Below are 12,966 nucleotides of genomic sequence, written 5' to 3' on the forward strand. Positions count from 1 at the left end.
TTTTTTGTGAATATATGCATATATCTGTGTTAAAATCTAATATATGCTATAAAATATAATTTTAATAACTCTTATATTAAGGAGATTTAAAACATGGATAACCCAATATTTTTTCATATTTTTAATGATGATAAAAATAAATTAGAAACTCAAAGAATAATAAAACTATCCATTTTTATAGTTTTCTCTATATTTTTTATATTGCTAATAGATTTATCCTATAAAGTGCTTATTAGAAAAAATATAGAGTTTATTCCTGGTAATTCTATGCCAAGTTTCTCATTAAGTTTATCATTAATATTAGGAACAATGGCATACATAAGTTCATTAATATACTATTCAAGCACCAAAAAAGATGATTTTTTTATAATCTCTTTAATATATATGAATTTATCTGTAGAACTTTTAATTACTAAAGGACATAACCTAATAATATTCGATAAGTTTATTTTTATACACGCAATATTTAGGATAATTTTGCTTTTTTATGTTGCCTTTAATAAGAAAGGAATATCCCCTCTTATTACTAAACATAAAATAATTACATCAATAGTAGTTTTTTCATTTTCAGTTATAACACCTATGATTAACTATAGAATTTTTTCTAACAATTTATTTGCTAAAGATATTTATTTTTATGCTACTTTAATGACTATGATTATTATCCTATACATAATCGCTTGCATATTCTTATCAAAGAAATCTTTAGATGATTGTGAGTTAATATATTCATTTATAATTGCTAGTATTCTTTTAATAGCCCTTAGAGGATTATATTGGATTTGTGAAGTACTTCTTCCAAATATAACACTTTTAAAAACCAATAATGTTGTTCTTCTGCTTACCATACTCTCATTTTTATTGGCTATAAGTGGAGTTTTTAATGAAATTACAGCTAAAAACAAAAGAAGCTCTTTACTACAAAATGAACTTCAAGTTTTTTATCACTTAGTTGAATTTAATACTAGTAGTTCTATAATTTTATATGATAATAAAAAGAAGGTTATATATACAAACAAGACAATAAGAGAACGCTATTGCAAATCAACTAAATTAAAAGATCAACTTAAAGAGGTAGAAAAATTATTTGTAGATTCGATTTTTATAGATGACTCTGAAAAAAATGCTACTAAAGCACTTTTTAATAAGGGCAACTGGGAAGGTAAGCTTATTTTAAAAAATGGCAAAATAGTAAGTGCCTACATACAGATATTAAATGTTGAAAATAAAAATTATTTTGCTGTGAATTTAAAAGATATAACCGAAGAATATACCCTAACAAAAAATATTAAAAGAAATGAACAATTATTAAGTTGTATAAATAATAACGTACAGGATTTAATAATAAGTGTTGATAATAATGGTTTAATTACATATGTTAATGATTCTGTATTAAAAACATTAAATTATACCTATGAAGAAATTATAGGAATGCCTATAATAAACCTTTTAGGTAAAAATGATGAGATATTAAATCAATTAAAACTAGAAGATGAGGAAGATAGTATTAAATGTAAACTTGTTGGTAAACATTCCTTTGTATATGTAGAATCTATAATTAGAACTTTAAATGATAATAATGAAATTCCTTATGGAAAAGTTATAGTTGCAAAAAACTTAACCTCTAAAAAACGTCTTGAAAATTTAGCTATAAAATTTAAAGAAGCTAAGGCTTATGAACAAATAAGAAATGAATTTTTCGCCAATATATCACATGAGCTTAGAACACCACTTAATATTATCTATTCTACAATACAGTTATTAAATTCTAAGCATGAAACTGACCCTATGGACTTTAATAACTTCTATGATAAATATAAGCAAGGTCTTAAGATAAATTGTTATAGAATGCTTAGACTTATAAATAACCTTATTGATGTTAGTAAAATTGAAGTTGGATTTTTAAAAGCTGATTTTACTAATAGAGATATAGTATTCCTTGTAGAAAATATAGTATCTTTGGTTATTCCTCATTCTGAAAATAAGGATATTAATATAATCTTTGATACTAATGTTGAAGAAAACATAATAAAATGTGATCCTGTAAAAATTGAAAGATTAATTCTTAACTTACTTTCAAACGCAATAAAATTCACCCAAAATCATGGTGAAATATTTGTAGATTTAAACATCTCAAAGGATTGGGTTAAAATAAGCATAAAAGATAATGGAATTGGTATTCCCAAAGAAATGCAAGCATCAATTTTTGATAGATTTGTACAAGCTGATAAATCCTTAAAAAGAAGAAATGAAGGTAGTGGAATAGGTCTTAGCATTGTAAAGTCCATTGCAGAACTGCATGATGGTAAAATTGAACTTATAAGTGATGGAATAAAAGGTTCAGAATTTATAGTATGGCTACCAAATGTAAAATTAAATTACACAGAAGAAAGCAATAATTTAGTTGATTATATAACAGATGATAAAAATATAGAGTTAGAGCTTTCTGATATTTATGAAGTACATTAAGAAAATACTTATGAAAATACCTTTTTGAAACAACTTATTTTCTTATAAATTTAAAAGCTTTATTATATTAAATTACACCCCGCTAAGTAAACACAGTATAAAATACTGTTTAAAATCTACTTAACGGGGTAATTTTTTTATGCAGTACAATTTTCTTTTATCTTGATTGCACTAACCTCATCCCTAGTTAAAGTTTTTAAATTATTATAATTGATTAAATAAAAATAATTGTATAACTTTCTAAGCTTATTTAAATAATCGTAACTTCTTTCTGGTATATCAAAACTTACTTTTGTCTCATCTCTTTCATCTGCATATTCAATTTTAAAATCATCTACTTGAGGAAATTTTAAAAGCCCCTCAAATGTTATTTGTCCTCTTACAAACTGATGTCCAGAACAAGAATATAAAGTTTTTATATTAGGCTGAGTATTTAAAAAAATTATTAAATCCTTTAACTCAACATCTATAGCTAACCTACTATTAAATCCGCACTTTTCTGTCTCTTCCTCACTTAAAAGAACTGATCCCCTTCTCAATTCTCTCATATAATAATTGTATGCTTGTATTAAATCAAACTCATCTTCAGAAACCTCTGAAACCCTCCCCCTAATAAATTCAGGTAAGTCTCCTTGTTCTCTTTCTAATTTCAACTCAGTTACTATCTTAAGTGCTTTTAAAACCTCTTCATTGGAATAATCCTTTAATAAATTCTCCATTTTAAATCCCCCTAAATTTTAAGAATAGTTACCCTACTTTTAATAACAACTTAGCATATTCCTCATATTATGCATATTTTCAACTTAATTAATAAAACTATAACCTTATAAAAACTGACATATTCTATATATCAAAATATTTTTACTATTTTATTATTTGCAACTATATTCATACTAATATTAATGAATATTTTAGTGCTAATTCTAATGGTACCTAATAAATCTTTTATTTTTCACATATGAATCAAACTTAATTAATATAAAGCTTGTAATTTTAATTATCAACTCTACTTTACTATTTCTTCACTTATATATTATTATATTTTCGACTTCATTTTGTAAATATTTGCCATATAATTAGTATATATGTTTTCTTACAAAAAATAAAATCGTATTTTAGCCCATTTATTCAAATTAGATAAAATTAAATCTCATTTTCTTTCATTTTGGATTTAATTGTAAATATTTTACATATTAAACAAAAAGAAAAGTTATATCAAAAATATACACCTTTGATATAACTTCTCTTAATTATTTATCTTAAAATTTATTCTTTGACTTATAATCTTATATTCTAACTTATTAAACTTTCTCTAATCTCTCTTATTTCAACCCTATTAGAATCATAGTTGGATGTAACCTTAAAAAAAATCTAAACTTACATTCTCTACACCACCCATTTTATTTAACATATTCTCAATGGTTGCTGCACAGGATGCACATTCTATTTTTCCTATTATAAGTCAAATATATATTCTTTAAGTCTATGTCCTAATTTATCAAGCTTAAATTCTAATTTATTAACTTTATTATTAATATACTTAAAGAAAAACTCATAAAAATTAAATTTTTAAAAAAATTCATTAATTCTAAATTCGCTTTAAATTGCTCAAAAATCAACTTTTGAACCCTAAAAAACAACAGATCTAAATAACTTTATACTATATACAAAGCTATAAACATCATTAGAATTTCGATTTATTATGATAAAAGCATACATTATTCTAAAATAACCTTAAATTTATTAAAGAATTTTAAAAATATAAACATCAGCTATAAGTAATTTTATATTGTCTATAAAATTACTTATATAGTTAAATGATTAATATATAAAAATTATCTCTTATTGCTCTAAAATCACTTTGAATTGCTTAAAAAAATAAATTTCTTTAAACCCTCCAAAACAATAGATCCAAATAACTTTATATTATTTATAAAATCACTCACATCATTAGATCAATAATATTTTTATTTTAAATAAGCTAAAAATATTACAGTAATTATTCTAAATTCGCTTTAAGCTACTCAAATAAAAAAATTTGAATCTCCAAAAACAACAGATCTAAATAATTTTACCTTAATAAAGTTAAGTAAATCATTAGAATAATTTATTAATATAGAGCATCCTAAATTTGCTTTTAGGGATTCAACTAAACTAAATTGAAACTCTAGAAACAACAGATTTAAAGAACTTTATATTATAATAAAACTAAATACATCATTAGAAATATAATATTTATTTATCTATTAGCTTATTTAGTACACTTAATATCTCTTCAATTTTTTCATCTTTAGATTCATTATTTTCGAAAGCACTCTTAACACAATTATGCATATGTTGTTGCAATATTAATTTATTAGCTTTCTTTAATAATGCTTGGGAAGCCATTACTTGATTTGAAATATCTATACAATATCTCTCATCTTCAATCATTCTGATTATTCCTTCAATTTGCCCTTTTGCTGTCTTCAAGCACTGTAATGCTTTCTTTTTCTCTGCATTCATGTTCATCGCTCCCTATACATTTCACATCCACCCCCCACTGGGTGTCTGTAATTATATAATAACTCTCTACTTATTTTATGTCAACATACTTTTGAATATTTTATGAACACAATTAACATTTAATTAATATATTAGATTTTATCAAAAATATTTCTAATAATTTAACAGATTATAAATCCATTTCTAAAATAAATCTTTTTATAAACCTCTTTTTCAAAAAGCTCTCCTATTCTATTCTTTCCACTTCTTCAATTTTCTACTTCTTCAATTTTCCACATCTTATATTTTCCCACTTATTCTATTCTTTCCAATTATTCTATTCTTTCCAATTATTCTATTAATTCAAAGAAAACCATCTATTTAAATATATAATATATTGATAATTATCTATATTATATAAAAAAATAAAAGAAGATTCACACTATATTTAATATGAACCTTCTAATTTATATATAAAACAAAATAATATCTCTAAAATATAATTATAATTTTAATATAATATTGAACCTTCTTTTATATAAATATTTTTATCTATATTGTTATTTGCCAGTATTGTAGTATTAGCTTCAATATAAGATCCCTCTTTAACCATTACATTACTATCAATATTACTATTAAAAGATATAAAAGAATAATCTCCTATCTCAATATTATTTCCTAAAGAGCATTTTTGTTTTAAAATAACATGTTTACCTAGCTTAAATCTTCCTACACCAATTAATCCTGGATATATTATAGTTCCCTCTCCAACTTCTTGTTTATTAAAAAAAGTAACATCAGGATGAATAATAGTAGCAAATTTTATTTTATCTTTCAACTTATTTTCTATTTCTTTTTTTAATTTACAGTTGTCTATTGCTATAATCGTAAATAATTCATTTTGACTTTCTAATTTCTTAAAAAAATAAAACTTATCTTTTTTTCTACCTTCAAAATAATTAAACATTGAATCTATAGATCCAAGAACACTATATCCCTCAATATTACTTCCTTCTTCATCTTTTTTAAGACTTATAAATCCTAACACATTCCAAGTATTTCTTTTTGAATTTATAGCCTCTATTATTTTAACAACCTCTTTTCCTATGTTTTCAGTTCCAATTATAACAATATCCTTCATTAAAACACCTCACTAAACTAATTGTTTAAAGATCTATATCAAAACGCTCTTATTTATTAATAATATCAATTCAAAATATTAATTAACTTATTAAATCATATTAATTTAAATATTTATTTATTCTCAATTATTTTTACAATTTATGTATATTAATCCGTTATTTGTCCATAATTAAAATATCCACGATTAATAAGTAGATTAATTCTTAGTTTTAAAATAATTAATGATACTTCCCCAACAATATATCCTTAATAACTTCCCCTTTTATTGCTATGAACTAAGAAACTACTTATTGTGGATTTAAAATTTAAAAAGGAATATTTATAAAATTTATTTACATAAATAAATTTTATAAATATTCCTTTTACTTTTTTATCTTATTCATATTCATCTTAGTTCATATTAAAAATCAATTTTAATTATGACTTTAACTATATTATTAATAAATATAACTTTAAATTACTATTTAATTGTATAAAAAAAGCTTAGCGAATAATTCACTAAGCTTTTGGTGGCTCGAGCAGGAATCGAACCAGCGACACGAGGATTTTCAGTCCTCTGCTCTACCGACTGAGCTATCGAGCCATAAAATAAAAACCTGGCGACCACCTACTCTCCCACACAGTCTCCCGTGCAGTACCATCGGCTTCTAAAGGCTTAACCGTCGTGTTCGGAATGGGAACGGGTGTTACCCTAAAGAACATCATCACCAGATGTCATTTTACAGAAATCTTCGATTTCGTTTTAAAATGATACTCCTAAACTTGATTTAGTGAGTTTCCTTAAAAGAACTTTGTTCTTTCAAAATTGCACATATTTAATTTACTATATTTGGTCAAGCCCTCGATCTATTAGTATCGGTCAGCTGAACATGTTACCATGCTTACACCCCCGACCTATCAACCTTGTGTTCTTCAAGGGATCTTACTAGCTTACGCTATGGGAAATCTCATCTTGAGGTTGGCTTCACGCTTAGATGCTTTCAGCGTTTATCCATTCCCGACTTAGCTACCCAGCTGTGCTCCTGGCGGAACAACTGGTACACCAGAGGTCAGTCCATCCCGGTCCTCTCGTACTAAGGACAGCTCCTCTCAAATTTCCTACGCCCGCGACGGATAGGGACCGAACTGTCTCACGACGTTCTGAACCCAGCTCGCGTGCCGCTTTAATGGGCGAACAGCCCAACCCTTGGGACCTACTTCAGCCCCAGGATGCGACGAGCCGACATCGAGGTGCCAAACCTCCCCGTCGATGTGGACTCTTGGGGGAGATCAGCCTGTTATCCCCGAGGTAGCTTTTATCCGTTGAGCGATGGCCCTCCCACGAGGTACCACCGGATCACTAAGCCCGACTTTCGTCCCTGCTCCACTTGTGGGTGTCGCAGTCAGGCTCCCTTCTGCCTTTGCACTCTTCGAACGATTTCCGACCGTTCTGAGGGAACCTTTGGGCGCCTCCGTTACTTTTTAGGAGGCGACCGCCCCAGTCAAACTGCCCACCTAACAATGTCCTGTGACCAGATTCATGGCCGCCAGTTAGAATTTCAGTACTGTCAGGGTGGTATCCCAAGGTTGACTCCACCAAGGCTGACGCCCTGGTTTCCTAGTCTCCCACCTATCCTGTACAGACAATACCAAAACTCAATGCTAAGCTACAGTAAAGCTCTACGGGGTCTTTCCGTCCAATCGCGGGTAGCGAGCATCTTCACTCGCACTACAACTTCGCCGGATTTACAGTTGAGACAGTGCCCAAGTCATTACGCCATTCGTGCGGGTCAGAACTTACCTGACAAGGAATTTCGCTACCTTAGGACCGTTATAGTTACGGCCGCCGTTTACTGGGGCTTAAGTTCACACCTTCGCTTGCGCTAAGTGTTCCCCTTAACCTTCCAGCACCGGGCAGGCGTCAGCCCCTATACATCAGCTTACGCTTTAGCAGAGACCTGTGTTTTTGCTAAACAGTTGCTTGGGCCTATTCTCTGCGGCCTACTCTCGTAGGCACCCCTTCTCGCGAACTTACGGGGTCAATTTGCCGAGTTCCTTAACTGTAATTCTTCCGCCGGCCTTAGGATTCTCTCCTCACCTACCTGTGTCGGTTTGCGGTACGGGCACTACTTCTCTCTCTAGACGCTTTTCTTGGCAGCGTGGAATCATGTACTTCGGTTCCGTGGAACCTTCCCCATCACGCCTCAGCATTATGAGAGCGGATTTGCCTACTCTCACTACCTAAACGCTTAGACTAGCATCCAATAGCTAGCACACACTATCCTCCTGCGTCACGCCATCGATAATAACGATGGTAGTGGTACTGGAATATCAACCAGTTGTCCATCACCTACGCCTTTCGGCCTCGGCTTAGGTCCCGACTAACCCTCAGCGGACGAACCTTCCTGAGGAAACCTTAGGTTTTCGGCCTGTGGGATTCTCACCCACATCTCGCTACTGATGCCAACATTCTCACTCGTAACCAGTCCACCGCTCCTTACGGTACGACTTCAGCCCGGTTACGACGCTCTCCTACCGCTTGAACATAAGTTCAAGCCCGTAGCTTCGGTGGTAAGTTTAGCCCCGTTACATTTTCGGCGCAAGATCTCTCGACTAGTGAGCTATTACGCACTCTTTTAATGAATGGCTGCTTCTAAGCCAACATCCTAGTTGTCTTAGAAATCTCACATCCTTTCCCACTTAACTTACACTTTGGGACCTTAGCTGACGATCTGGGCTGTTTCCCTTTTGACCACGGATCTTATCATTCGTAGTCTGACTGCCGAGCTCAAAGTATGTGGCATTCGGAGTTTGATAAGGTTCGGTAAGCGCTATGCCCCCTAGCCCATTCAGTGCTCTACCTCCACTACTCATACTCGACGCTAGCCCTAAAGCTATTTCGGAGAGAACCAGCTATCTCCGGGTTCGATTGGAATTTCTCCGCTATCCACAGCTCATCCCATGCTTTTTCAACAGCAACGTGGTTCGGTCCTCCACGAGGTTTTACCCTCGCTTCAACCTGGCCATGGATAGGTCACCCGGTTTCGGGTCTACGGCATGCAACTAGTCGCCCTATTCAGACTCGGTTTCCCTTCGGCTCCGTACCTTAAGTACTTAACCTTGCTACATACCGTAACTCGTTGGCTCGTTCTACAAAAAGCACCTCATCACCCTCATAAGGGGCTCTGAGCGGTTGTAGGCACACGGTTTCAGGTTCTATTTCACTCCCCTCCCGGGGTTCTTTTCACCTTTCCCTCACGGTACTGCTTCACTATCGGTCATCAGGTAGTATTTAGCCTTGGGAGGTGGTCCTCCCTGCTTCCCACAAGGTTTCACGTGTCTCGTGGTACTCTGGATCATAACTCGTGGTCTTCTCGTTTCACTTACAGGACTATTACCTTCTACGGTGGAACTTTCCAGTTCTCTTCAGTTACAATAGCCTCCACTTTGATGCTATGTCCACAACCCCGGAAACAAGTTTCCGGTTTGGGCTCTTTCCCTTTCGCTCGCCGCTACTAAGAAAATCGATTTTTCTTTCTCTTCCTCCAGGTACTTAGATGTTTCAGTTCCCTGGGTTACCTTCATTAAGCTATGTATTCACTTAATGATACATGGGGTTTCCCATGTGAGTTTCCTCATTCGGAGATCTTCGGATCTCAGGCTATGTGCGCCTACCCGAAGCTTATCGCAGCTTATCACGTCCTTCATCGGCTCCTGATGCCAAGGCATTCACCATGCGCCCTTTGTAGCTTGACCTATATTAGTTATAGTTCTCATTTTACAAAGAATAGAAATTGGTTTTGCCAATTTGGCTTGTTGTTTCTATAAATTAAATTATGTGCAATTTTCAAAGAACAATTTTGAGAGATAGTCTCTCAAAATTAAACAGAGATATTATCCAGAATTCATTATCATCTTAGTTGTCCTAAGATGTATTCCTTAGAAAGGAGGTGATCCAGCCGCAGGTTCTCCTACGGCTACCTTGTTACGACTTCACCCCAATCGCTGACCCTACCTTCGGCCGCTGCCTCCTTGCGGTTAGCTCACGGACTTCGGGTATTGCCAACTCTCATGGTGTGACGGGCGGTGTGTACAAGACCCGGGAACGTATTCACCGCGACATTCTGATTCGCGATTACTAGTAACTCCAGCTTCATGTAGGCGAGTTTCAGCCTACAATCCGAACTGAGACTGGTTTTTAAGTTTGGCTCCACCTCGCGGTATTGCATCTCTCTGTACCAGCCATTGTAGCACGTGTGTAGCCCTACACATAAGGGGCATGATGATTTGACGTCATCCCCACCTTCCTCCTGGTTAACCCAGGCAGTCTCGCTAGAGTCCTCAACTTAATGGTAGTAACTAACGACAAGGGTTGCGCTCGTTGCGGGACTTAACCCAACATCTCACGACACGAGCTGACGACAACCATGCACCACCTGTCACCTTGTCCCCGAAGGGATTTCCTCGATTAAGAGTAATGCAAGGGATGTCAAGTGTAGGTAAGGTTCTTCGCGTTGCTTCGAATTAAACCACATGCTCCGCTACTTGTGCGGGTCCCCGTCAATTCCTTTGAGTTTTAATCTTGCGACCGTACTCCCCAGGCGGAATACTTAATGCGTTAGCGGCGGCACGGAGGTGTTGAAACCCCCACACCTAGTATTCATCGTTTACGGCGTGGACTACCAGGGTATCTAATCCTGTTTGCTCCCCACGCTTTCGAGCCTCAGCGTCAGTTACAGTCCAGAGAGTCGCCTTCGCCACTGGTGTTCTTCCTAATCTCTACGCATTTCACCGCTACACTAGGAATTCCACTCTCCTCTCCTGCACTCTAGATAACCAGTTTGGAATGCAGCACCCAAGTTGAGCCCGGGTATTTCACATCCCACTTAATCATCCGCCTACGCTCCCTTTACGCCCAGTAAATCCGGATAACGCTCGCCACCTACGTATTACCGCGGCTGCTGGCACGTAGTTAGCCGTGGCTTCCTCCTTGGGTACCGTCATTATCTTCCCCAAAGACAGAGCTTTACGATCCGAAAACCTTCATCACTCACGCGGCGTTGCTGCATCAGGGTTTCCCCCATTGTGCAATATTCCCCACTGCTGCCTCCCGTAGGAGTCTGGGCCGTGTCTCAGTCCCAATGTGGCCGATCACCCTCTCAGGTCGGCTACGCATCGTCGCCTTGGTAGGCCGTTACCCCACCAACTAGCTAATGCGCCGCGGGTCCATCTCATAGCGGATTGCTCCTTTGGTTGAATGATGATGCCATCTTTCAACGTTATGCGGTATTAATCTTCCTTTCGGAAGGCTATTCCACTCTATGAGGCAGGTTACCCACGTGTTACTCACCCGTCCGCCGCTAATCCATTTCCCGAAGGAAACTTCATCGCTCGACTTGCATGTGTTAAGCACGCCGCCAGCGTTCATCCTGAGCCAGGATCAAACTCTCAATTTAAAAGTTTAATCTATACTCATATTACTTATAAAAGAATTGCTGGTTTATGTTAATATCTTCTGTTTAATTTTCAAAGACCATTTCTTTGTCGCCCTCAAGCGACTTTCTTATTTTAACATCTTTAAGAAACTTTGTCAACAACTTTTTTTCAAATTTTTATTTGATGTTTTGTTGCCGTGTCTCTTGCTGACGAAATTTATCTTACCATTTTAACCATATTTAATTTAATACTTCTCTCTGTTTTAGATAAAATATATTATTATTTCTATATTTTTCTTTAAAATACTTACTTTTTCCTATATAGATACACTAGGTAAAGTGTTTTAAATAAAATTTACATTCAATATACTTTTCTGTAGAATATTGTATTATTTTATACTATATTTTTAGATTATATAAAAAATACGCTTACATTTTGCATACAAAAATAGATTTTCATATTAATTTATATATAATTTTCTCTATGTTTTTTAATTAATAAATAAAAATATATTAAAGTGATTAAATTTAATTTACTAAATAATAAATAGAAAACACTTATTTACTATTAAATATAATCACATAGATCTATTCTCCAACTAAGTTTAAATTATTAGCAAACTCCTCTAGACTATATTGAGCATAGTCTGTGTTAATTGCTTTTTTACCTATATCAGTGTAGTAAGAAGCATAAACTGATATTATTAAAAATGCAAATAAAGAAAAAACTACACTTTTCCTAAAATACTTTATAAAGACTACTCCTACTAATACAGATATGGCTAACCATAAAATTTCTGAAGACACATCTATCTTTAATGAATTTATAACTACCATGCATTGCATTATGCCAAAAAATAAAATTATACCAGCTAATAATAAAAATACTGTTATTATGGCTGAAAATAGATATGCTATGACCATATTAAAATAAGAATTACCTGTAAAGTCTTTTTTAGTTAATATATAAGAAGCAATAAATACATTTATTATTGCAAGCAAAATTATTCCTTTATATGTTTCTAAAATGAAGTTACCAAAAAAATTAACAAGACTCTCTAAAAATAATGTTGCTGTAATATCTCCATTATAAATTCTAGCCTTAGATAATTCATCAAACTCTATTCCTGATATTTCACTCATAAAGTTTAAAACTACCATTCTCATTATTATCATAATTAAAACAAATAATATTATTTGAGCATTTGCCTCTTTTAAATATTTTTTAGATGATTTTCTAGCCATAAGAAATTCCCCCTCTTTTATAATTCACTTTAATTATTGACAAGCAGTATCAATCTTAATCACTAAAACATATAATCCAAAAATATATTTATATTGATTAATAAAACTCTAAATTAATATTTAGGTAACTATTAATAAACATATCCCTAATTTAAAAGAGGCATATTAAGATTATTTAAAATTAATCTTAATATGCCTGTATAAAATAAAT

The 12,966-nt window shown here is 33.0% G+C and carries 6 protein-coding genes, 1 tRNA gene and 3 rRNA genes; 1 reads left to right on the forward strand and 9 read right to left on the reverse strand.

Annotated elements, in window-relative coordinates:
- Positions 1-93 precede the first annotated feature (93 nt).
- Positions 94-2,469, forward strand: coding sequence for a sensor histidine kinase (locus I6G60_RS00515; RefSeq protein WP_197925516.1), 2,376 nt, complete (start codon positions 94-96; stop codon positions 2,467-2,469).
- A 137-nt stretch (positions 2,470-2,606) separates the two neighbouring features.
- Here the strand turns inward: I6G60_RS00515 and I6G60_RS00520 are convergent, their stop codons facing one another.
- From I6G60_RS00520 to I6G60_RS00560, 9 genes are all read right to left on the reverse strand, one after another.
- Entirely contained in the window at positions 2,607-3,188 is a 582-nt protein-coding gene (locus I6G60_RS00520; protein ID WP_003458357.1) for a hypothetical protein, read from the reverse strand.
- Positions 3,189-3,829: 641 nt separating this feature from the next.
- A complete protein-coding gene (locus I6G60_RS15455) occupies positions 3,830-3,928 on the reverse strand; it encodes a cation transporter (protein ID WP_110003193.1) in 99 nt (32 codons plus the stop codon).
- A gap of 776 nt (positions 3,929-4,704) precedes the next feature.
- Positions 4,705-4,974 (reverse strand): metal-sensing transcriptional repressor, encoded by a 270-nt coding sequence (locus I6G60_RS00530; protein WP_003458296.1) that lies wholly within the window; start codon positions 4,972-4,974, stop codon positions 4,705-4,707.
- A 490-nt stretch (positions 4,975-5,464) separates the two neighbouring features.
- Positions 5,465-6,094: an LbetaH domain-containing protein gene (locus I6G60_RS00535; RefSeq protein WP_197925518.1), complete on the reverse strand. Its 630-nt coding sequence runs from the start codon at positions 6,092-6,094 to the stop codon at positions 5,465-5,467.
- 509 nt (positions 6,095-6,603) lie between these two features.
- Positions 6,604-6,679: transfer RNA gene (locus I6G60_RS00540), tRNA-Phe, on the reverse strand.
- An 11-nt stretch (positions 6,680-6,690) separates the two neighbouring features.
- Positions 6,691-6,808: ribosomal RNA gene (gene rrf, locus I6G60_RS00545) — 5S ribosomal RNA — on the reverse strand.
- Positions 6,809-6,925: 117 nt separating this feature from the next.
- Positions 6,926-9,831: ribosomal RNA gene (locus tag I6G60_RS00550) — 23S ribosomal RNA — on the reverse strand.
- A 187-nt stretch (positions 9,832-10,018) separates the two neighbouring features.
- A 16S ribosomal RNA gene (locus I6G60_RS00555) occupies positions 10,019-11,531 on the reverse strand.
- Together the 16S, 23S and 5S rRNA genes with 1 tRNA gene alongside form the textbook arrangement of a ribosomal RNA operon.
- Before the next feature lie 567 nt (positions 11,532-12,098).
- Complete coding sequence (locus I6G60_RS00560; protein WP_003457542.1) at positions 12,099-12,755, reverse strand: hypothetical protein; 657 nt, start codon at positions 12,753-12,755, stop codon at positions 12,099-12,101.
- Between the last annotated feature and the right edge of the window lie 211 nt (positions 12,756-12,966).

Source organism: Clostridium perfringens, assembly GCF_016027375.1.
Taxonomy (GTDB): Bacteria; Bacillota; Clostridia; order Clostridiales; family Clostridiaceae; genus Sarcina; species Sarcina perfringens.

Bases quoted from the DNA above. Each gene is read 5' to 3' on its own strand.
- I6G60_RS00515 (WP_197925516.1), top strand. From the start codon at position 94: ATGGATAACCCAATATTTTTTCATATTTTTAATGATGATAAAAATAAA.
- I6G60_RS00560 (WP_003457542.1), bottom strand. From the start codon at position 12,755: ATGGCTAGAAAATCATCTAAAAAATATTTAAAAGAGGCAAATGCTCAA.
- I6G60_RS00520 (WP_003458357.1), bottom strand. From the start codon at position 3,188: ATGGAGAATTTATTAAAGGATTATTCCAATGAAGAGGTTTTAAAAGCA.
- I6G60_RS00535 (WP_197925518.1), bottom strand. From the start codon at position 6,094: ATGAAGGATATTGTTATAATTGGAACTGAAAACATAGGAAAAGAGGTT.
- I6G60_RS00530 (WP_003458296.1), bottom strand. From the start codon at position 4,974: ATGAATGCAGAGAAAAAGAAAGCATTACAGTGCTTGAAGACAGCAAAA.